Annotated in this window: 16 protein-coding genes; 9 read left to right on the top strand and 7 right to left on the bottom strand. The window is 69.8% G+C overall.

The window, feature by feature from the left end:
• The first annotated feature begins 48 nt into the window (after positions 1 to 48).
• Positions 49 to 1,509 carry an NAD(P)/FAD-dependent oxidoreductase gene (locus tag ABZX37_RS35785; RefSeq protein ID WP_354747197.1) on the top strand — a complete coding sequence of 487 codons (1,461 nt, stop codon included), beginning with the start codon at positions 49 to 51 and terminating at the stop codon, positions 1,507 to 1,509.
• Between the two features lie 318 nt (positions 1,510 to 1,827).
• Here the strand turns inward: ABZX37_RS35785 and ABZX37_RS35780 are convergent, their stop codons facing one another.
• From ABZX37_RS35780 to ABZX37_RS35760, 5 genes are all read right to left on the bottom strand, one after another.
• On the bottom strand, positions 1,828 to 2,418 hold the full coding sequence (locus ABZX37_RS35780) for a helix-turn-helix domain-containing protein (RefSeq protein ID WP_354747195.1): 591 nt from the start codon (positions 2,416 to 2,418) through the stop codon (positions 1,828 to 1,830).
• Between the two features lie 124 nt (positions 2,419 to 2,542).
• Positions 2,543 to 3,982: an LCP family protein gene (locus ABZX37_RS35775; protein WP_354747313.1), complete on the bottom strand. Its 1,440-nt coding sequence runs from the start codon at positions 3,980 to 3,982 to the stop codon at positions 2,543 to 2,545.
• Between the two features lie 395 nt (positions 3,983 to 4,377).
• A complete protein-coding gene (locus ABZX37_RS35770; RefSeq protein ID WP_354747193.1) occupies positions 4,378 to 6,549 on the bottom strand; it encodes a phospholipase A2 in 2,172 nt (723 codons plus the stop codon).
• 851 nt (positions 6,550 to 7,400) lie between these two features.
• Entirely contained in the window at positions 7,401 to 8,765 is a 1,365-nt protein-coding gene (locus ABZX37_RS35765) for a GGDEF domain-containing protein (RefSeq protein WP_354747191.1), read from the bottom strand.
• Positions 8,766 to 9,230: 465 nt separating this feature from the next.
• Positions 9,231 to 10,415, bottom strand: coding sequence for an MFS transporter (locus tag ABZX37_RS35760; RefSeq protein WP_354747311.1), 1,185 nt, complete (start codon positions 10,413 to 10,415; stop codon positions 9,231 to 9,233).
• Positions 10,416 to 10,791: 376 nt separating this feature from the next.
• On the opposite strand from ABZX37_RS35760, the gene ABZX37_RS35755 reads away from it, so the two are divergent.
• Positions 10,792 to 11,676: an SDR family oxidoreductase gene (locus ABZX37_RS35755; RefSeq protein ID WP_354747189.1), complete on the top strand. Its 885-nt coding sequence runs from the start codon at positions 10,792 to 10,794 to the stop codon at positions 11,674 to 11,676.
• Between the two features lie 45 nt (positions 11,677 to 11,721).
• Here ABZX37_RS35755 and ABZX37_RS35750 read toward each other — a convergent pair whose 3' ends face one another.
• On the bottom strand, positions 11,722 to 13,548 hold the full coding sequence (locus ABZX37_RS35750) for an AMP-dependent synthetase/ligase (protein WP_354747187.1): 1,827 nt from the start codon (positions 13,546 to 13,548) through the stop codon (positions 11,722 to 11,724).
• Positions 13,549 to 13,694: 146 nt separating this feature from the next.
• Between ABZX37_RS35750 and kynU the strand changes: the two genes are divergently transcribed.
• The 6 genes from kynU (at position 13,695) to ABZX37_RS35720 (ending at position 19,659) form a co-directional block, all read left to right on the top strand.
• Positions 13,695 to 14,885 carry a kynureninase gene (gene kynU, locus ABZX37_RS35745; protein ID WP_354747185.1) on the top strand — a complete coding sequence of 397 codons (1,191 nt, stop codon included), beginning with the start codon at positions 13,695 to 13,697 and terminating at the stop codon, positions 14,883 to 14,885.
• Positions 14,886 to 15,096: 211 nt separating this feature from the next.
• Positions 15,097 to 15,384 (top strand): hypothetical protein, encoded by a 288-nt coding sequence (locus ABZX37_RS35740; protein ID WP_354747183.1) that lies wholly within the window; start codon positions 15,097 to 15,099, stop codon positions 15,382 to 15,384.
• A 376-nt stretch (positions 15,385 to 15,760) separates the two neighbouring features.
• Complete coding sequence (locus tag ABZX37_RS35735) at positions 15,761 to 18,292, top strand: nitrate- and nitrite sensing domain-containing protein (RefSeq protein ID WP_354747181.1); 2,532 nt, start codon at positions 15,761 to 15,763, stop codon at positions 18,290 to 18,292.
• Positions 18,292 to 18,708, top strand: a complete 417-nt coding sequence (locus tag ABZX37_RS35730; RefSeq protein ID WP_354747179.1) for a roadblock/LC7 domain-containing protein — start codon at positions 18,292 to 18,294, stop codon at positions 18,706 to 18,708. Before ABZX37_RS35735 ends, ABZX37_RS35730 begins: the two co-directional genes overlap by 1 nt.
• Entirely contained in the window at positions 18,708 to 19,079 is a 372-nt protein-coding gene (locus ABZX37_RS35725; protein WP_354747309.1) for a DUF742 domain-containing protein, read from the top strand. The genes ABZX37_RS35730 and ABZX37_RS35725 overlap by 1 nt, the downstream gene beginning before the upstream one ends.
• On the top strand, positions 19,060 to 19,659 hold the full coding sequence (locus ABZX37_RS35720) for an ATP/GTP-binding protein (protein ID WP_354747177.1): 600 nt from the start codon (positions 19,060 to 19,062) through the stop codon (positions 19,657 to 19,659). Before ABZX37_RS35725 ends, ABZX37_RS35720 begins: the two co-directional genes overlap by 20 nt.
• Positions 19,660 to 19,687: 28 nt before the next feature.
• On the opposite strand, the gene ABZX37_RS35715 is transcribed toward ABZX37_RS35720, so the two are convergent.
• Complete coding sequence (locus ABZX37_RS35715; protein WP_354747175.1) at positions 19,688 to 20,149, bottom strand: DoxX family protein; 462 nt, start codon at positions 20,147 to 20,149, stop codon at positions 19,688 to 19,690.
• A gap of 139 nt (positions 20,150 to 20,288) precedes the next feature.
• Between ABZX37_RS35715 and ABZX37_RS35710 the strand changes: the two genes are divergently transcribed.
• Complete coding sequence (locus ABZX37_RS35710) at positions 20,289 to 20,747, top strand: NUDIX domain-containing protein (RefSeq protein WP_354747173.1); 459 nt, start codon at positions 20,289 to 20,291, stop codon at positions 20,745 to 20,747.
• The last annotated feature ends 126 nt before the right edge of the window (positions 20,748 to 20,873 follow it).

Here is a 20,873-nt window from a genome sequence, read left to right as displayed (position 1 = left end):
CCTACTCCGAGTAAGCTGGACTTCGGGTAACAGTTAACGGGAGGACGCATGGGCAACCGCACCGAGACCGGCGTGATCGTGGTCGGCACCGGGTTCTCCGGGCTCGGCATGGCGATTCAGCTGCGCAAGGACGGCCGCGACGACTTCGTGGTTCTCGAGAAGGCCGAGGACGTCGGCGGGACCTGGCGGGACAACAGCTACCCCGGTTGCGCGTGCGACATCCCGTCGCACATGTACTCCTTCTCCTTCGAGCAGAACCCCGGCTGGTCGCGCGCGTACTCGCCGCAGCCGGAGATCTACGAGTACATGCGCGGCGTCGCCGACAAGTACGACCTGCGCCGCTTCATCCGCTTCGGCCAGGAGATGACCGGCGCGCGCTGGGACGCCGAGGAGAAGCGCTGGCACGTCAGCACCCGCGGCGGCGACGAGTTCGTGGCTCCGGCGCTGGTCGCGGGCGTCGGCGCGCTGCACCGGCCGATGATCCCGGACCTGCCGGGCATCGAGCGGTTCCAGGGCCGCGCGTTCCACTCCGCCGAGTGGGAGCACGACTTCGACTTCGCGGGCAAACGCGTCGCGGTGGTCGGCACCGGGGCGAGCGCGGTCCAGTTCGTGCCGAAGATCGCGCCGGAGGCGGCCGAGCTGACGCTGTTCCAGCGCACGCCGCCGTGGGTGATGCCGAAGGCCGACCGCGACATGCCGGGCTGGCTGCGCGGGCTGTTCCGCGCGGTGCCGCCGGTGCAGCGGCTGTACCGGAATTTCCTTTACTGGACGCTGGAAGCGCGCGCGATCGGCTTCAACGGCCAGCCGTGGATCATGAAGGTCGGGCAGCGGCTCGCGAAGAGCAACATCGACCGCGCGGTCTCGGATCCGGAGCTGCGCGCCAAGCTGACCCCGGACTACACCATGGGCTGCAAACGCGTGCTCATCTCGAACGACTACTACCCGGCGCTGGCCCGCGACAACGTCGACGTGGTCACCGACGGCGTGGCCGAGGTGCGCGAGCACAGCGTCGTCGACAACTCGGGCGTCGAGCACGAGGTGGACGCGATCGTCTACGGCACCGGGTTCCACGTGACCGACGCGTTCGACAGTCTGGAGATCGTCGGCCGCGACGGGCGGAACCTCGCGAAGGAGTGGGCGAGCGAGGGGATGCGGACGCACCTCGGGATCACCGTCAACGGCTTCCCGAACCTGTTCTTCCTGCTCGGCCCCAACACCGGGCTGGGCCACAACTCGGTGGTCTTCATGATCGAGGCGCAGATTTCCTATATCGCGCAGGCGTTGCGGCTGGCGGGCGACCGGGCGCTGGACCCGCGCGAGGACGTGCAGGAGCGGTTCAACGCCGAGATGCAACGGAAACTCGGCAAGGGGATCTGGACCCAGGGCGGCTGCAAGAGCTGGTATCTGGACGCGAAGGGCGTGAACCGGACGCTGTGGCCGGGATTCACCTGGCGGTACTGGCTGGACACCCGGACGGTGCGGCGGGAGGACTACGAACTGCTCGGGTGATGTGGCACGAGGGGGACTTTCGCGACGGGGGATGGAGTCGCGAGGGTCCCCCTCGTGGTCTCCGCTGCAGTCCACAGTGGACTAGCAGGGGTACGAGGGGAACCTTCGCGGCAGGGGAGGAGTCGCGAAAGTTCCCCTCGTAGTTCTGGGGGCGGCATTGAGCAGGGAGCGGGCGCTCCACAGTGGACGCGGGCAAGGCGGCGTTGTCGTTGAGCGGGAAAGAATTCGCGCGGACGAGTGTGCGCGGAGGTTGAGCAGAACGAGGGGGACTTTCGCGGCAGGGGAGGAGTCGCGAAGGGTCCCCCTCGTGGTCTGTGGTCAGGCAGGAGCGAGCTTGCGCAGGTGCGAAACCAGCTCAGCCGTCGGAAGGCCGCAGAGTTCGGCCATGCGTTCCAGCGCGGCGAAGTCGAACGACACCTCGTCGGTCGAGGCGCTCGCCGAAGCGGGCTGGCTCGAAGCGGCGGGAGCGGAAGAGGTTGGCGTGCTTGAGGATCCGGGTACCGCGGCGGGAGGCCGGGAGGCGGTGTTCGCGCGCGCGGGCGACCCCGGCATCGCGACTCCGTTCTGCCGCAACCGTCCTTCGGCCCAGCGTCGCAGCGGAGTCAGCTCCGGACCGGCCTCCGCGACGACCCGGCGCAGGTCCACGCGGACCCGTCCCGGTTCCTCGGTGAAGACCCGGCTGTGCACCTTCGCCAGCAAATCCTGCGGAAGCTCGTCCATCGCCACGCACAGTTCGACCAGGCGCACCACGGAACACTGCCGGGTGCCCAGTTCGTACGTCGCCAGTGTCTGCAGCGAGATTTCGCTCTGCAGATGCGCGTTCAGCTCTTTGCGCGTCCATCCCCGGCCACGCCTGAGCTTGCGCAGCTCGTCTCCCAGCACCCGCTGGTAGTGCTCAGCGTCGATCACGGCCCCTGCCCCTCAACCAACTTCGCGGACGCGGGCTTGCGTCCCGATGGTGAAAGTGCCGAAGCGGCCGCTCATTACGCGGGTTTCGGGAAGATTTTCGACTTTCCCCGAATGGAGCAACGCGTCAGTTGACGCAGGGCACTCCGTCGGCGGTGATCGGCTGGTCGTCGCTGCCCGGACCCGAGGGCGTCGCCGGGGGCGCGGCCTGCTGCGCCGGAGGCGCTTGCGCCGCACCGGTTCCGCTCGAAGCGCCGGCGGAAGGCTGGTAGTCCGAACCGAGGAACACCTTTACGTGGCCCTTGGGCACGCTCTTGTCTTCCTGCACCGTCGCCTTGGTGCCAAGTGCGTCGGCGACCGCCTGCCCGGCTGCTTCGCCGCCGCTTGGGACCCAGATCACAGTCGTCTTCCGCGAGGACGCGTTGTCCGTGTCGCCCGCGGTGAAGCCCTTGTCCACCAGTTGCTTCGACACGGTCGCCGCGAGACCGGTGCGGTCCGAGGCGTTGCGCACGTCGACCGTCGTGTCCTTATGCGACTGATCCGGTTTCTGCGGCTGCTGTGCCGGAGCGCCGTCGGCTCCGGCCTGCGGGCCGGTCAGGCCCTGCACGAAGGCCTTCACCTTCGCCGGGTCGACCTTCACCGCGACGCCGTCGTTCGGCGTCCGGTACTCGACGTTGTCGACCGGGATGGTGCGGAACTCGAGCTGCCCGCCGGTGAGGCCCTTCATCTGCTGGGCGAAGCTGAAGATGTCCCAGTTCTGGTTCAGCACCACGGACTTCTTGATGGCGTCGACCAGCGAGTTGAGCTTGCCCGGGTCGGTCAGCGTTCCCGCGGACAGGATCTTGCGCGCCATGCCCGCCATGAACACCTGCTGGCGCACGACCCGGTCGAGGTCGCCGCGCGGCAGGCCGTGCCGCTGCCGGACGAATTCCAGCGCCTGCACCCCGTCGATGGTGTGCTGGCCCTTGGTGAACTTCGCGCCGGAGTAGTCGTCGTCGACGTTGTCCTTCAGGCACACGTCCACGCCGCCGATGGCCTTCGTGATGTCGCTGAAGCCGAGCAGGTTGATCGCCGCGTAGTTGTCGATCGTGGACCCGGTCAGCTGCTGGATCGTCGCGATCAGCAGCTTCGCCCCGGCCTGGTTGGCCTTGACGTCGAGTTCCTTCGGATCGGTGACGCCTTGGGCCTGCAGGTCCTTGCGCGCCTGCAGCATCGCCCGCGCGTACGCCGAGTTGATCTTGTGCTTGCCGTAGCCGGGGATGTCCACGTACGAGTCGCGCGGCAGCGACATCGCGACGGCTTTGCTGCCGTCGTTCGGGATGTGCACCATGATCAGCGTGTCGGTGTTCAGCTCGCCGTCCGACTCGCCCGCGTTGAGCTGGGCCAGCAGGTCCGCGGGCAGCGGGTTGCCCTGCGCGTCGGTGCGGCTGTCGAGGCCGACCAGGAGGATGTCACGGGCGCCGTCGGCTGGCTTGTCGCCGCCCGCGCCGTCGCCGATCACGTCGGAGTAGCTCAGCCCGTTGACCAGGCCCTGCAGCGACGCCCACGCGTATCCGGTGAGCCCCATGACCAGCAGCGACACCACCGCGAGAGCGATTTTCGCGCCGCGCATCCCGCCGCGGCGGGACCGTCCGGTGCTGCGGCGCGGCGGCGGTCCGGGACGACGAGCCGGACCCTGCGGGTCGCGTCGCGAGCGGGGCGGTGGCCCGGGCCGCCGCGCCGGTTCCCGGCCGGGCTGGTCCTGCCACGAGCGGGCGGGGCGGCGATCGCCTTGCCCGTTCCGAGGCGGGTAGTCCACGCGGTCGGCTCCTTCTCGTCGTTCTGGTCGTCCGCTTCTGAAGACGCATGGTGCCCGGCGGGGGTTGCGAAGGATTCGCACCTCCCCCGGACGGTGTGGCGCGCACCACCCATCGTCCGGTATCCGAAGCATTTTCGCCCGGTCGGCGGTACGCGTGTCGCGGGTCAGGGCGCGGCGGCGGCCGTCCTTCTTGTCGGAACCATGCACGAACCCGCTCCGACCAGCGCGAATACCGCGGTGAGGATGTGCAGGACGACGACCGCCGAACCGTGCGTCTCGCCGCCGGCGGCGGCCACGAGGGACGGCACACAGGTCAGTGCGGCGGCGAACCAGGTCGCGGGCGAGGTCGCCGCTCCGCCGGTCCGGACCGCGTGCAGGAGCAGGACGCCGAGGAGCAGATGCACGAGGCTTTGGACCGGGTCGAGACGCAGGCCGAGCACGTCGGCGTCCGCGGCCTCAGCGCCGAACCGGGCCAGCGCGAGACCAAACACGCCGAGCGTCGCGTATCCGATGCCCAGCGTGGCGGCGGCGCGAGTGAGCAGCACTGGACGACGGCCGGTCGGGGTGTACGGAAGTGGCGCGGCCGGTGCCTCGGTGCTGGGCTTGCCCGGGTGTCGCTCGAACCACCAGAAGACCAGCGCCGCGGGCACGAGCAGCAGCGCCACCGCGGCGAGCATGCGCGGACGCAGCAGCCAGCTCAGGCCGTTCGCGATCGGTCCTGGCAGATAGACCACGGCGACGAGCAGCAGCATCGCGGCGAGGAATGCCAGGTACAGGCTCATCGGGGCACGCAGCATGAGCGCGGCGGTGCGGGTGACGCGGTCGCGTGCGGCCCAGCGCCGCAGCGGTGTCGCGAGGAGCCCGATGAGGCCGAGTTGCGACACGCCCAGCAGCAGCACGGTCCACGGCCTCGCGGACAACGCGGCAGGCGCGCCCGGGTTGCCGAGCAGCACCGGCGAAGCGTCGAAGGCGAACACTGCGACCGCGAGGGCTGCGACGCCGCTTACGGCCGCGACGCCGAGCACTGGGCGGCGAAGCCGGACGCCCTCTGCGTACGCGAACGCCACTTGTTGCGCGAGGAGCGCTAAGGCGAGCGTGGCGGCGTAGCGCGGCCAGGAGACGTCCGTCCAGCTCGCGGCGAGTTCTCCGGCTATGACGACAGCGGTCAGCGCCGCGACCGACCACAGCCGCGTACGGCGGTAGAGCGCGAGCAGCATCGGCGCGCCGACGACGGTCAGCAGGTAGACACCGAGGAGCCATAGCGGGTGCAGGGCGATCCGCATGACCGTGGCGTTGGTCCCGGCCGGGATGCCCAGCAGTTCCAGCGCCAGCGGCACGATCAGGGCGACCACGGCGAAGATCAACGCCGGGCGCAGCAGCGGGCTGGACCGCTCGGCCAGGTAATGCCGGTAGCCGCGGTCGCGCTCGGCCCGCCAGCCCGCCGCGTTGGCGAGCCCGCCCGCGAAGAAGAGCAGCGGGGTGAGCTGCGCGAGCCAGGTCAGCGGCCACCAGGTCGCCTCCGGCGCGCCCGCCCAATCAGCGAGCGCGGTCGCCGATTCGCCGACCATCAGCAGCACGGCGCCGGCGATTCCGAGCACCGCCCATGGCCGGGGGACGCCGCGGGGCAGGCGCGGACGCGGGGTCGTGCGGCGGGCGGTGTGCCAGCCGCGCAGGCGCATCACGAGCAGGCAGCCGATCACCAGGACGCCGGCGACCATCGGGCCGATCGGGTCGCCGACCGGCGGGCCCCAGCGCTGGTGCCACGAGTTGACCACCAGCCCGCCGGTGAACACCGACGCGACCAGCTGGCAGGTGCGCTCGGAGTTCATCGGGTTCAGCTCGCAGGTGCGGTGCATGTCCTGCTCCAGCCGGTCGTCGAGCGACGCCCGGGCGGACTGGTCGAGCGGGTGGCCCTTGTCGTTGGCGTAGCGGAGCAGGTCGTAGCCGAGGTCGTGCGCCTTGCACGGGACGGAGAAGTCCCACTTGGTGTTGTCGTCGCCCCACGGGGCCGAGCAGCCGCCGTCGAGGTGCGCGGCGCGGACGGTGCCGTCGCGAGCGGGCAGCGGGCCGGGCTTCACGCCGGTGACCGCGGTGAAGTCCTTGGGCAGGAGCGCCAGCGCGGTGGCCTGGCCGTCGGGGTGGGCGAGCGCGTCGACCGCGTTCCGCGCCGCGAGCACGCCGCCGGTCGGCGGGCCCTGGTCGGGCGGGGACGCGGGCCGCGAGGCGATCAGGCCGAACCCGAACACCACGAGCAGGACGAGCAGCAGCCAGCCGGACGTCGACCAGGGTCGGCGAACGCGAACGGCGGCCGGGGCACGGTCGTCGGTGGCTGGCATGCGCTCCAGGGTGCCAGCCCGGCCCGCGACGCGGGAGGCGGCTGTCCCCCTCACCCGCGCGGGGGGTAACCCCCGGGGTGCGGCGGATTGCGCTGGGCGCACCGGATGCCACGGTGGGTGCGGGCGAGAAGCTTCGTGAGGTGGGTGCGCGGCTCCCGCGGAGGTCCGTGAAGGACTCCTCGAAGGACTCCTCGAAGGAATCAGATTCCCTCAAGGAGTCCTTCACGGACCTCCGCGGGGAGGCGGGAGCTACGCGGCCCAGCCAGTGCGCCGCAGCGGGGCTGCTGAGAGAAGCCCAATGCCTCATCGGGTGCATGCGACGCGCTTTCTCAGTAGCGGCGGGAGGTCTCGCCCCGTGTCGACGGGCTCGGCACACGAGGCCCGCGGTGCCGAGGTCCGTGAGGGGAACCCTGGGGGAATCAGAGTCCGTCAGGGTTCCCCTCACGGACCGTCGCGGGTGCGCAGCCGCACACTGCACTGCTGAGAGAACCCCAATGCCGCATCGGGGCGGTCCGCGACCGGGATGAGGCGCGTGGGGCGCGGGGTGCGCTCGGGAGGTTCGGTCCGGGATGGACGCCAGCAGCGGCTGGGCGGGGTGCGAGTCGGGGGTTGCCGGAGCGCGGTTGAGTCCGATGCGGCCGCGAGGGATTTTCGGTCCTCGGCCAACCGGGTTCGCCCGACCCCGGCGGCTTTCGTTCCTTCCCGAAAACCGGGTGTCGCGGTTAGCGGTCCGGCGGGCAATTAACCCGGCGGCCCAATCCGGCGGCGGAACGGGGTGCGCGCCGTTGCGCACAGTTGCTGAATCGGTTTCGCGATTAATCGAAAACAGTGCCGGTGATCGGAATTGTTGATCACTCCGAAGGCGGATTCGCATCCGCGAAGCGCACCTGGTTCCGGCCGCCTTCCTTCGCGGTGTAGACGGCCGCGTCGGCGGCTTGCAGCAACTGTTCCAGTGTTGTTCCGTTCACCCCGAGCAATGCGACGCCGATCGACCCGGTGCGGCCGGTGATCAATGCCGAACCGCCGCGTTTGTCGGTCGTCACGATGCGCTGATCGGCGATTGCGGTACGGATCCGTTCCGCGGTCACCTTCGCCGCCGTGGTGTCCGCATCGGGCAGCAGGATCAGGAACTCCTCGCCGCCGAAGCGGCCGATGATGTCCTTGGGACGCGTTATCTCGTCGAGAGTTTGCGCCACCGTGCGGAGCACGTCGTCGCCCGCCGGATGGCCGTACGTGTCGTTGATCCACTTGAAATGGTCGAGGTCGATCATCAGCAGCGCAAGGGTTTCCCCGCCGCGCGCGGCCCGCGCCAGCGCGCGCTCCGCGGACTCCGACCACCCGCGCACGTTGAAGATCCCGGTTTTCGGATCGGTGCGCGCCTCGGACTGCAGTTGGTTGATTTCCGCCAGCCGGTTGCCCAGCACTGTGATGAGCACGAGGATCACGATCGCGGGCGGGATGTTCACGAGCAGGATCGTCGCGATGGTGCCGAGGCTGATCGTCGACAGCTCCAGCAGGTTGTCGTCCTTGGTGCCCAATACGTTGCGCAGCGTGGGCGCGGACGTGCCGCCGAGCGCGAGCAGGCCGCCGATCACGATCGCCTGCAGCGCCGCGTAACTGAACCCGACGAGCATCAGGATCCCGAAGACCTGCAACGAGTTCGCGGGCGAGAGCCGGGCCAGTTCGGCGGACGCGAAAGTCTGGTACAGGTGGTGCGCCAGCAGTGCCGACACCGCATGCGTGAACGAGGTGAACACGAACTTGTGCGGCGGCCGCCGGGAGTTGAACCACCGCTGGACGCGCAGGAGCGCGATCAGCAGCAGCGTCAGCGGGATCGGCAGCAGCAGCGCGGCCGGGAACACCCAGATGCCGGTCAGGTCGATGTGGACGGCGGTGACCCGGTTGCGCCGCCGTTCCTCTTGCCTGCGGGTGAGTTGGATGTGCACTGTCGCGCAGCCCGCGAGGATCGCGAACCGGCCCCAGTCCACGAGATCCGGGCTCGGCGACGTGACGACGCCGAAGGTCAGCAGCGCCACCGCGATCGCGTCCCAGGCGAGCAGGAAAGCGATCATCCGGCGCGGTTTCGTCCAGAGATCCCAGGAGTGAACGGGGTTCCCGGCGATCAATGCGCGCAGCCTTCCCGCGCCGCCGTTGGCGGCGGGCGGTTCCTCCCCGGGGCCGCGGCCTTCACCGCGCGCCGGTTCGGTTCCGGGCATCGGGCCGTGCCTCCTCAGGTGTCGGATGCGGTTCCCGGACGGTTCCCGGTTCTGCGCCGTTATCAGTTGCCGGTATCATCTCACTCACCGACTTCGAACGCTGTATTCGGTCGTAGTCTCCGAACCCGGAGACGCCTTCCGCGACAACTGCTGCATCCATGAAGTAAATTGCGGAGGAGCGTCCCCGCCGTCCCCCCGAGTGAGGTGTTTTCCCATGCGCGACCGCGAAGCGTGAATCGAGCTGTTGTCATTTTCCGGTGAATTGTCAGCGAGCGGAGGTGAGCAGCTGTGCGTGACCGTGAAGCGTGAGTTCCGTGACCGATCCACGACGGATTCGTGACAATGCGAACGGAGGTGTGTTCCGTGCGTGACCGTGAAGCGTGAAACGACTTCCCGTCCGGCGTACCCGGACCCATTCGGCCGGTGCCTCGACCCCGGCCACAGATTCGTCCAGCGATCCACGATTCAGGCCCCGGCCGCGACCGCGTGCCGCACCCGGGTCCACGAGAACGCGGTGGGGATCGCCAGAGCCACGCCGGCGAGCCCGGCCAGCGCGATGGCGGTAACGGCAGAGCCGGTCGCCTGTGCGACCACCCCGCCGAGAGCCACCCCGATGCCTTGCGCCACGCGCAGCCCCGTGCGGTACAGCCCGCCGGCCCCGCCGCGCAGTTCGTTCGGCACCCAGGTGGAGAACGTCGCGGTCACGGTGATGATGTAGGCGCCCATCGCACCGGCGAGCGCGAGCAGCACCAGCGCGACCACCAGATTCGGCTGCAGCAGGAACAGCGCGAGCAAGGCCAGCGACGTCGTCGCCAGCACTCCGAGCAGCCGCTGCCGGACCTCGGCGGACGCGAATTTCGACAGCAGGTAGGCCCCGGCGACGAAGCCGAGCGGGTCGGCGGCGAGCAGCCAGCCGACCGCCGCGGACGGCGCGTTCAGCTGCTGGGCCAGCGGCGCGGCCAGCCCTTCGGGCACCACGGCCAGCCCCACGAGCCAGGACAAAGCGATCAGCACCCGCAGTTTGCGCTGCCCGAACACCCAGCGCGTCGCGGAGAACCACGTGCTGTGGTCGCCTCCGGCAGCGGGCCGGTTGTGCACCCACACCCGCACGATCACCGCGGCCACCGCGAAACTCACCGCGTCGATCGCCAGCGCCCACGACGTGCCCACGGCCGTCACCAGCACACCGCCGCCGGCCAGGCCGAGCAGCTGCACCGTGTTGGTGGTGATCCCGCGCAGGTCTTGGCTGCGCAGGTACAGATGGTCGTCGGTGAACACCTCGCGGGTGATCGCGTTCTGCGCCGCGTTCGCGGGCGACGCGGCGAGCTGCACCGCGACGAGCAGCAGGCACAGAGCGACCAGCGGCATTCCGGGCAGGCTCATCAACCCCACGAGCACGGCCTGCGCGGCGGCACTCACGCTCAGCACGGCCCGCCGCGGATGACGGTCGGCGAGGAAGGACAGCCCGAGCCCGCCGGCGAGCGCGGGCAGGAAGGTCAGCGCGTAGACGACCGCGGCCCACAGCGCGGAACCGGTGCGGTGGTAGACGAGGATGGACAGCGCCACCTTCGCCAGCTGGTCGCCCGCGCTCGAGATGGCCTCCGCTGCCCAGAGCACGCGATACTCGACATTCCGCAGCGGTGCCGTCAGCCGAGAGGTCGCTTCGGTCGTCACGAGATGACCCCTGCCCCCTCCCCGATCGAGTGAATGCGAGTGCCCCGCATTCTGCCTTCGCCTGTTTCGCTCCTGGCCAGGAGTGTCACTGCTCCGGCCGGGGCATGCACCCTCAGTATGCCGCCGATCACACCAGGGTGAACAGTCGGGAAGAATCCGGTGGCCGGAACGCGGAGCCGTTCGGACTGACCTGCCGCGGGGTACCCGTAGAACTGATCAGCTTTCCTCGTTCGGCGCAGCGCGACCACCGTTCGTCGCGATCGTCCGGTGCGACTGGGCCGAACGGCCCAACACTGGGAGAGACCCGGCGGAGCGAACGTCCTCGCGTCGGGCGCACCAGCGGGGAGTGAGCGTGGACAGACTGTTGCAGGACAAGGCCGTGGTGGTGACCGGGGCCGGGCGCGGGCTCGGGGAGGCGTTCGCCGTACATGTCGCGCGCGCGGGCGGGGCCGTGGTGGTCAACGACGTGGACGCCGAACTGGCCGAGCGCACCGCGGCGACGATCCGCGACCACGGCGGCCGCGCGGTCGCGAACGGGCACAGCGTGGCCGATCCGGCGCAGGCGCAGGCGATCGTCGACCAGTGCGTCGCCGAGTTCGGCCGGATCGACGGGCTGGTCAACAACGCTGGCCTCAACTACGAGGCGCTGCCGTGGGAGGACGACGCGGAACAGGCCCGCCAGCTGGTCGAGGTCAACGTGCTCGGCGTGATGTACACCGGGCTCGCCGCGATCCGCGCGATGGTCGGCGCGGGCGGCGGGTCGATCGTGAACATCTCCTCCGGCGCGTCGCTCGGGCAGCGCAAGCTCGGCGTGTACTCGGCGAGCAAGGGCGCGGTCGCGTCGCTGACCTATTCCTGGGCGCTGGACCTCGACGATTCCGGGATCCGGGTGAACGCGGTGTGCCCGGTGGCGCACACCCGGATGGTCTGGAAATCCGAGCGGGCGCTGCGCGCGTGCCCGCCGGAACGGACGCCGGCGAAGATCGCGCCGCTCGTGCTGTTCCTGCTCGGCGAGGGCTCGCACGGCATCACCGGGCAGATGATCCGGTGCAACGGCCCGCAGCTGCACGTGATGGGGCAGCCGTATCTGAAGCAGCCGATCCTGGAGCGCCCGGACTGGGACACCGAGACCGTGCAGCAGGCGTTCGACGAGGTGTTCTCCGCCCATCTGGAGAACTACGGGCTGGAAAAGCGCGTGCCGCCGCGGCTGCGCAAGTGGTCCCGGCAGGCCTCGTGAGTGGCGTTGCCGGTTCTAGCCGGCTGTTCTAACCGGCACAGCCACTCACGAGGAGTAGAGCGAAGCGATGTCGGAGCCGTAGCGGTCGTTGATCACCCGGCGCTTGAGCTTGAGCGTCGGGGTCAGTTCGCCGGTTTCGGGCGTCCACGCCGTGGTGATGACGTGGTACTTCTTGATCTGCTCGGCCCGCGCGAGCCTGCTGTTCGCCGATTCGACGGCCCGCGCGATCTCCGCTTGGACCGCCTCGTGCGCGGCGAGCGCGTCGATCCCGGCCGCTTCGACGCCGTTGGCCGCCGCCCAGCCAGGGGCGATCTCGTCGTCGAGCACGATCAACGCGGTCACGTACGGCCGCGCGTCGCCGATCGCGACCGCCTGGCCGATCAGCGGGTGCTCCTTCAGCAGGCCCTCGATCCGGGTCGGCGCGATGTTCTTGCCGCTCGAGGTGATGATCAGTTCCTTCTTGCGGTCGGTGATCGTGACGTACCCGTCGTCGTCGATCGTGCCGATGTCGCCGGTGGCGAACCAGCCGTCGGCGTCGGTGGCCGGTTCGATCGTGCCGTCCGGCTGCAGGTAGCCGAGGAAGACGATCGGGCCGCGGACGAGCAGTTCGCCGTCCTCGCCGGTCTTCACCTCGACACCGTCGATCGGACGGCCGACGGTGCCCGCGCGGAACGCGTCGGCGCTGTTCGCGGTCGCCGCGCCGGTGGTCTCGGACAGGCCCCAGACCTCGCGGATCTCGACACCCAGCCCGGCGAGGAAGTACAGCACCTCCAGCGGCAGCGCGGCCGCGCCGCTGGACGCGATGTGCAGCTGGTCGAGCCCGAGCAGCCCGCGCACCGGCGCGAGCACGGTCTCGTCGGTCTTCGCGATGCGCTCGGCGAGATCGGCGGGCAGTTCCTCGCCCGCGCTGCGGAGTTTGTAGCCCTCTTGCAGGAGTTCGTTCGCCGAAATGAGCGCCTCGCGCCGGTCCTCGGGCACGCCGGCGAGCATGTTCTTCAGGCCCGCCACCATCTTTTCCCACACCCGCGGTACGCCGAAGAAGCTCTGCGGGTGCACCTGGCCGAGCGCCGCGACCACGCCGGACGGATCGCCGACGGTGTGCACGTGGCCCGCCGCGACGATCGGCAGATAAATCGACAGCTCTCGTTCGGCGATGTGCGCGAGCGGCAGGTACGCGATGTTCGTCGGGTGCATCGGAGCTTTGTGCAGCGTGTGCACGGCAATGCCCTCGTGGATCGCGTTGCGGTGCGACAGCACGACGCCCTTGGGGTCGCCGGTGGTGCCGGAGGTGTAGATCATCGCGAGCGGGTCGTCCGGGCGGATCGCCTGCCAGGCTTGCTCGAACGCCTCGGGGTCGGCGGCGAGCGCGGCGCGGCCGGCTTCGCGCACGGCGGAGTACGCGACGAACCGGTCGTCGCCGTCCGGGATCGCGGATTCGTCGATGACGACCACGCGGCGCAGCGCGGGCAGATCGTCGAGGACCGGCAGCCAGCGGGACAGCTCGTCGGCGCCGGCGAGGACGACGACCGGGGCGGCGCTGTGCCGGGCGACGTAGCGGATCTGGTCTGGGCTGAGCGTCGCGTACGCCGTGCAAGGGATGGCCGCCAGGTGCACCGCGGCGAGGTCGGCGACCAGGTGGTCCGGCGAACTCGGGGCCATGATCAGCATCCGGTCGCCCGCGGCCAGGCCGAGCCCGGCGAGCCCGCGCGACACCTCGGCGATCGCGGTCCGGAACTCGCTCCAGGTGAGCGTCGGACGGCCTTCGAGATCGAGCGAGGTGAGCGCGGGCCGGTCCCCGTACTCGACGGCATTGCGCCGCAGCAGCGACGGGATGGTGCGGCCCTCGGCTTGTTCGGCGATCGACTGGGTCAACGCTGACCTCCTCCGGTGGTGCCTGGTCAGGTCACTGTAGGTCGTCGAAGCGGCGGCCGATAGAGAATCCCGGCCAGCCTCGGCGCTCGATAGGCGGGCCCGCCTCCTGTTAGAAAGAGGGCGAACCGGGACCCCGAGGAGCGTCGATGACCGAATCCGCTGTGCGCGGCCAGAGCCTTGCCGACGAGGCGGCCGCGCTCGATGCCGCCGACCCGCTCGCCGCGAAACGCGCGGAGTTCGACCTTGACCCGGAAGTCGCGTACTTCGACGGGAATTCTCTTGGCGCGCCGCCGAAACACGTCGCGGAGCGGTTGACCGAGGTCGTCCGGCACCAGTGGGGGCGGCGGCTGATCCGGTCGTGGACCGAGGGCTGGTGGGAGGCCCCGCAGCGGGTCGGCGAGCGGATCGCGCCGTTGGTCGGGGCCGCCGCCGGACAGGTCGTGGTGGCGGATTCGACGAGCGTGGACCTGTTCAAGACGCTCGTCGCGGCGGTGCGGGCGAACCCCGGCCGCGACGAGGTGCTGGTCGACGCGGCGACTTTCCCGACCGACGGCTACGTGGCCGACCAGGCGGCCCGGCTCACCGGGCACACCGTGCGGCGCGTGCCGGTGGCGGAACTGCCCGGCGCGGTGAGTGAGCGGACAGCCGCGGTGCTCGTGAATCACGTCGATTACGTCAGCGGGCGGCTGCACGACATGCCGTCGGTCACCGAGGCCGTGCACGCGGCGGGCGCGCTCGCGGTGTGGGATCTTTGCCACAGCGTCGGCGCGATTCCGGTTCGGCTCGACGCGTGCGAGGTTGATTTCGCGGTGGGCTGTACGTACAAATTCCTCAACGGCGGACCGGGTTCGCCCGCGTTCATCTATGTGGCGCAGCGGCATCAGGCGGAATTCGATCAGCCGCTCGCCGGATGGGCCGGGCACGCGGATCCGTTCGGAATGGAAGCGGGATATCGCGGCAGCGCGGGGATCGCGCGCGCCCGCGCCGGCACGCCGGACATCCTGTCGATGCTGGCGCTCGACGCGGCACTGGACGTGTGGGACGGCGTCGACCTTTCCGTGCTGCGCGCGAAAGGCTTGGCACTGGGCGATTTCTTCTTCCGGTGTGCGGACGAACTGCTGCCGGGAGCCGACATTCCGACGCCGCGCGAACACGTTCGGGGACACCAGGTTTCGGTGCGCGACGCGGGCGGGCAGCAGACGATGGACGCACTCCACGAACGCGGCGTGCTGGGCGATTTCCGGCCGCCGGACGTGCTGCGGTTCGGGCTGGCCCCGCTGTACACGACTTACGCCGAGGTGCTGCGGGCGGTGACCGTGCTGCGCGAGGTGCGCTGAAAAGAATTCGCGCAATATCCGCGCGGATTCGCGTGGATCCGGCCGGATTTGCGCGTCCTGGGTGAACAATCGGTGTCCGGCTCGCCCCTTCGGGTGATCGACGGGCGCGCCGCGTGCTGCCCGGCGGGTATGCTCAGCCCCTGTTTTTTCGCGGGCCGGAGCCGATCGGGGAGCGGCGCCGCCGGGCGAATCCGGGGCGGAAGGGGCCGAAATGATCGAGACCCGCGGTCGGGAAGTGCCGCTCTCGTACGTCGTGACCCTGCTCGTCGGCGTGGCCCTCGGCTTCGTGCTCGCGCGTTTCGGCGACTTCATCGGGCGCTATCCGGTCGAATCGACGCTGGTAGCGGTGCTGATCGCGTCCGTGGCGGTGCTGGCGTGGGCATGCCGGGAGATGTTGCACGATCTGCTCCGGCGCGACCGTCCGGTCGCGCCGGAAACGGAACCGGCTCCCGGGCCGCGGCTTTCCGCGCACCGGCCGCCGAATGGTGTCCGGCGCTGAATTCCGGAAATTGATCTCGGGTTTCCGTTCGATTCCGCCGTTGATGCGGAAATGCGCATAAGTTTCCGGTTAGTTTTCGCGGATGCCGGGCCGTGATCGACCTCACGCGCGGGCGCCCGGCGGGCAGCGGCGTGGCCGGTGCGACCAAGGTCACGTCCGGTGGTGATCAGTTTTCCAAGCACCGCAGTGGGTTACTAGCAGGTAACAAGAGGATGACGGCAACGCGGGTCCGGACTTGACTCGCCCGTCCGGGTTGCTTACCGTCGTCGCGGGCAACGCAGACCACGGTGAACTGTGATCCGGCTGGTCGGACCGGTGCAACGAAAACACCGCGGACCCGAATACCACAGCAGTGCCGGAAGGAAAACGGATCACGGTGAAGCAGAATTCCGGGCGAAAGGGCCGCGGCTCCTCGATTCGCTCTCGCGTGCTCGCGATCGCGTTGATTCCTAGCGTGGCGTTGCTGGTCGTCGGTATCGCGCTCGCCGGATACCTGATTTTCGACGCGACGCAGGCGCGTAGTTACGCGCAGAAGATTCGCGGTTCGGAAGGCCCGGGCATTCCGTTCCTGCTCGCCGCGGAACAGGAACGCCAGCTGTCGATGAGCGTGCTGGCCGGACAGGACGCCGCGCGCGCCGCGCTGCTGGCCACCCGGCCGAAGACGGACGCGTCGGCCGCGCAGATCACCTCGGTGCTGCAGGGCAACTTCGCGAGCGACTCGAACGTGCCCGCGAGCGTCAAGCAGAACATCGCCACGTTCGCCGCGCTGGAAGCGAAACTGCCGCAGCTGCGTCAGCAGGTCGACTCCGGCCAGGTGCCGCGGCTCGAGGTTTTCTCCTTCTACAACCAGATCATCGACCAGTTCACCCAGGGCGTCGCCGGACTCGCGCAGGCCGCGCGCGGCGCGGACAACGCGTACGCCCGGCTGTCCGCGATCCCGATTTTCAACGCCGCCGAGGAAATGCAGCGCAGCGACGCGCTGGCGTCGGCCGGGCTCGCCGCGGGCGGGTTGTCCGGCGACGAGCAGCGCGCGTACCTCGGCCAGATCGGCGCGTACCACGCGCAGCTCGAACAGTCGGTGCCGCAGATGGTGCCCGAGGTGCGGGCGAACTACGACAAGCTCGTCTCGAGTCCCGCGTGGACGACCGTGACCCAGGCCGAGAACGCCTTGCTGTCCGGCGCGAAACAGCTTCCGGTGCCGCTGGAGCAGTGGCGGACCGACGCCAAGCAGGTCGCCACCACGCTGATGACGATGTTCGCCGCGCAGAGCGCGCACGCGACCAACGCGGCGATCACCGACGCGGACGACACGCTGCGGAACTCGATCATCGCGGGCGCGGCGGCGGTGCTCTTCGCGCTCGTCGTGGTGCTGATCGCGCTTCGGCTGTCGAACCGCTTCATCTCCCGGCTCGCCCGGCTGCGCGAGGACACCCTCGACGCGGCCGAGGTGCGGCTGCCGGAACTCATCGACCGCGTCCGGGCGGGCGAGCCGGTCGACCTCGACGAGGGCGGGCATCTGCTCGACCACGGCACGGACGAGATCGGCGAGGTGGCCGAGGCGTTCAACCTGGCGCAGCAGTCCGCGCTCGCCGCCGCGGTCGAGGAGGCCAAGACCCGGCAGGGCACCAAGGCGGTGTTCCTCAACATCGCGCACCGCAGCCAGGTCATCGTGCACCGGCAGCTGAAGGTGCTGGACGCCGCCGAGCGCAAGCAGGAGGACCCGGACCAGCTGGACACGCTGTTCCGGCTCGACCACCTCTCCACCCGCGCGCGGCGCAACGCGGAGAACCTGATCATCCTCGGCGGCGGCCAGCCCGGACGGCAGTGGCGCAATCCGGTGTCGCTGGTGGAACTCGTCCGCGGCGCGGCGGCGGAGACCGAGCACTTCGCGCGGGTGAAGACGGCGAAGCTGCCCGACGTCGCGGTGCGCGGACCGGTCGTCGGCGACCTCGTGCACCTGCTCGCCGAGCTGATCGACAACGCGACGTCGTTCTCGCCGCCGGAATCGCGCGTCGAACTGCGCGGCAACGTCGTCGGCAAGGGCGTCGTGATCGAGGTCGAGGACCAGGGCCTCGGCATCGAGCAGGACCAGGCCGACGAGTTCAACGCGATGCTCGCCGACCCGCCGGACTTCGGGATCATGGCGCTGTCCGACGAGCCGCGGCTGGGCCTGTTCGTGGTCGCGCGGCTGGCGTCGCGGCACGGGATCTCGGTGCACCTGCGCGAATCCGCGTACGGCGGGACCCGGGCGATCGTGTTGGTGCGCAAGGATTTGCTCGCGCCGATCAGCGAGACGGAGCCTTCGGACACCGAGGCTGACGCGTCTTCGGAAGAGGATGGGACGCCGGAGCTTTCCCGGCTCGCGGTGGAGCCGTCGCGGCCCGCACTGGAACCGCAGCGCGCTGAGCCGCAGCGACCGGAACTGCCGCAACGGAAAGCGTCTCGCCCGGAACCAGTGCAAGCAGAACAGCCGCAGCCGTCGCGGGTCGCGCCGGAACCTCGGGTCGCACCTGAGCCTCGGGTGGCACCGGAACAGCAGCGGCCGGAGTTGCCTACGCGTCGCGCCATGCGTCCGGTCGCCGAGGCACCGCCGGTCCGTCCGCCGCAAACCCGCCCGCAGCACGAGCAGCGTCCGCCCGCGGACAACGGCCGGGCGCCGCGTCCGGCGGTCGAAAACGGCCGCGCCGCGCCGCCGCGTCCGCCTGGTCGTCCGCCGCTTCCGCAGCGGCGGCGGCAGCAGAACCTGGTTCCGCAGTTGCGCAGTGACCGGCCGGCCCCGGAATCCGACGACGTCCGCGAGGATTCGCCGGAGCAGGCCCGCTCCCGGCTCAGCGCGTTCCAGCAGGGCACCCGGCGGGCCCGCGAGGCCGATCCCGGGCACGACAACAGGTACGGAGATCGCGACTGATGGCGAACAACGGAGTCAACGAGCTCGACTGGCTGCTCGACGACCTCGTGCAGCGGGTCGCCGGCGCGGACCGCGCGGTGGTGCTGTCCGCGGACGGGCTGCTGATCGGCCGGTCGGGCACACTGTCCGAGGCGGACGCGGAGCACCTGTCCGCGGTCGCGTCGGCGTTCCAGAGCCTTGCCCGCGGCACCGGACGGCACTTCGGCGGCGGCAACGTGCGGCAGACGATGGTCGAGATGGACCACGCGTTCCTGTTCGTCACCGCAGCGGGCCGGGGCGCCTGCCTCGCGCTGTTGGCCGGGGTTGACGCGGACATGGGGCTCGTCGCCTACGAGATGAACCTGATGATCAAGCGGGTCGGCGCGGTGCTCACCGCGGCGCCGCGGGCCGGAGCGGTCCAGCGGACCTCGCCATGATGGCGCGGGACCGCGAGTCCTGGTATGAGGACGAGGCCGGTCCGCTGGTGCGGTCCTACGCCGTCACCGGCGGGCGGACCCGGTCCGACACGCGCGGGCTCGACCTCATCACGCTCGTCGTCGCGCTGCGCACCGCGAACGAGACGCCCGGCCTCGAACCGGAGTACTCGCGCATTCTTTCCCTGTGCCAGCGCCCGGTTTCGGTCGCCGAGGTGGCGGCTCGCGTCGACCTGCCGCTGCCCGTGGTGAAGGTGCTGCTGAGCGATTTGATAGAACGCAACCTCGTGCTCTTCCGCACCGCGACGCCGGTGACCGACGCCCCCAGCCCCCACGTACTCCAGGCGGTTCTCGATGGCATCCGGAAACTCTGAGCCCCGCCGGTCCCTCACCGCGCAAGCGGTGAAGGTGCTCGTCGCCGGCGGCTTCGGGGTCGGCAAGACGACCCTGGTCGGCTCGGTCAGCGAGGTGCCGCCGCTGCGCACCGAAGAGGTGATCACCGCCGCGTCCGAGGGCGTGGACGACCTGTCCGGCGTCGAGGGCAAGACCACCACGACGGTCGCGCTCGACTTCGGCCGGATCACCATCAATCCCGAGCTGATCCTGTACTTGTTCGGCACGCCGGGGCAGGACCGGTTCTGGTTCATGTGGGACGAACTGGCCGACGGTGCGTTGGGCGCGGTGGTGCTGGCGGATACGCGTCGGCTTGAATCCTGCTTTCCCGCAGTGGATTTCTTCGAGCAGCGCGGGTTGCCGTTCGTGGTCGGGGTGAACTGCTTCGACGACGCCTACCGGTATGGGACTGAGGAAGTCCGCGGGGCGTTGGATCTTGATCCGCAGGTGCCGTTGTTGTTGTGCGACGCGCGGGAGCGGGACTCGACCAAGCAGGTGCTGACTGTGTTGATGGAGCATGTGCTGGGGCGGGCAATGCTCGTGAGCGGCAACCCCGGTTAGAACCGGGATTGCCGCTCTGTCGCGGGTTTCAGCGACGGCGCAGATTGTCCAGTGTGGCCGCCCCCGGCCCCACCACGGCGATGGTGAGGAAGATCCAGGCGAACAGGGCGGCGGGTTCGCCCATGTTGTGCAGGGGGAGAAGGCCTTCCGGGGCGTGCACGGTGAAGTAGGCGTAGGCCATTACGCCGGAGAGCACCGTTGCGGAGATTCGGGTGAAAAGGCCGGCGAAGACCAGGATCGCGCCGACTACCTCGATCAGGCTGGCCCACCATCCCGGCCACTGGCCCAACGGGAGCGCGCCGCCTGCGTTGTCGATGCCGCCGAAGAGGCCGAAGCCCATCAGGCCGTGGCAGAGGAAGAGGAACGACACCACGGCGCGGAAGAGGGCCAGGACGGTGGGGCGGGCTCGGTCTGCCAGGGACTGCTTGCCTTCGGCGGCGGGGGCGGTCTCGGCGGCCTTGGTGGTCTTCGGGGCGGTGGTGGTGGTCATCGTGGGGTCCTTCCCAGGTGGCTGTTGGGCGCCTTCTGCCTCTGCGTCGAACTGGGTTGGCTTGGATCGACACAGTGCCGGGAAGTTTTTTCTGCGGGGGTGTTTGGGCTGGTCAGGTGGGGGCTGGCAGGGTGGGGGGATGGTTGTCAGGCGTAGTGCTGGGGTGTTGGTTTTTCGGCGGGGCGCGGCGGGGATCGAGGTGTTGCTCGCGCATATGGGCGGGCCGTTCTGGGCTAAGAAGGATCTGGCTGCTTGGTCGTTGCCTAAGGGGGAGGTTGAGGACGGGGAGTCGGTCGAGGTGGCTGCTCGGCGGGAGTTCGCTGAGGAACTGGGGGTTCCGGTTCCCGAGGGGGCTTGGGTTGAGTTGGGGGAGGTTCGGCAGTCCGGGAAGGTCGTGACTGCCTGGGCGGTGGAGGGGGAGCTTGATCCGGCTCAGGTGGTGCCGGGGGTTTTTGAGATGGAGTGGCCGCCTCGGTCTGGGCGGATGCGGGAGTTTCCTGAGGTGGATCGGGTGGAGTGGTTTTCTCTCGAGGTGGCTCGGGAGAAGTTGGTCAAGGGGCAGCGGGGGTTTTTGGATCGGCTTGTCGAGTTGGGGTGACTGCTCGTCGCCTGGCGGCGACATTGCAGGCGTTGGTTGCGTGGGGCACCCCGAAGGTTGATTGTGCTGACGGTCTGGGGGTGCTTGTCAAGGCGGGAAAGATGCCTTGACAAGCACCCCCAGACC

The organism is Amycolatopsis sp. NPDC004079, from assembly GCF_040610415.1.
GTDB lineage: Bacteria > Actinomycetota > Actinomycetes > Mycobacteriales > Pseudonocardiaceae > Amycolatopsis > Amycolatopsis halotolerans.
The sequence above is the reverse complement of the archived record's forward strand: the minus strand, read 5'-3'. Positions and strand labels throughout refer to the sequence as shown.

Excerpts from the sequence above, each read along its gene's own strand:
- ABZX37_RS35785 (WP_354747197.1), top strand. The coding sequence starts at position 49 with ATGGGCAACCGCACCGAGACCGGCGTGATCGTGGTCGGCACCGGGTTC.
- ABZX37_RS35775 (WP_354747313.1), bottom strand. The coding sequence starts at position 3,982 with ATGGGGCTCACCGGATACGCGTGGGCGTCGCTGCAGGGCCTGGTCAAC.
- ABZX37_RS35770 (WP_354747193.1), bottom strand. The coding sequence starts at position 6,549 with ATGCCAGCCACCGACGACCGTGCCCCGGCCGCCGTTCGCGTTCGCCGA.
- ABZX37_RS35765 (WP_354747191.1), bottom strand. The coding sequence starts at position 8,765 with ATGCCCGGAACCGAACCGGCGCGCGGTGAAGGCCGCGGCCCCGGGGAG.
- kynU (WP_354747185.1), top strand. The coding sequence starts at position 13,695 with ATGACCGAATCCGCTGTGCGCGGCCAGAGCCTTGCCGACGAGGCGGCC.
- ABZX37_RS35740 (WP_354747183.1), top strand. The coding sequence starts at position 15,097 with ATGATCGAGACCCGCGGTCGGGAAGTGCCGCTCTCGTACGTCGTGACC.
- ABZX37_RS35730 (WP_354747179.1), top strand. The coding sequence starts at position 18,292 with ATGGCGAACAACGGAGTCAACGAGCTCGACTGGCTGCTCGACGACCTC.
- ABZX37_RS35725 (WP_354747309.1), top strand. The coding sequence starts at position 18,708 with ATGGCGCGGGACCGCGAGTCCTGGTATGAGGACGAGGCCGGTCCGCTG.
- ABZX37_RS35720 (WP_354747177.1), top strand. The coding sequence starts at position 19,060 with ATGGCATCCGGAAACTCTGAGCCCCGCCGGTCCCTCACCGCGCAAGCG.
- ABZX37_RS35715 (WP_354747175.1), bottom strand. The coding sequence starts at position 20,149 with ATGACCACCACCACCGCCCCGAAGACCACCAAGGCCGCCGAGACCGCC.
- ABZX37_RS35710 (WP_354747173.1), top strand. The coding sequence starts at position 20,289 with ATGGTTGTCAGGCGTAGTGCTGGGGTGTTGGTTTTTCGGCGGGGCGCG.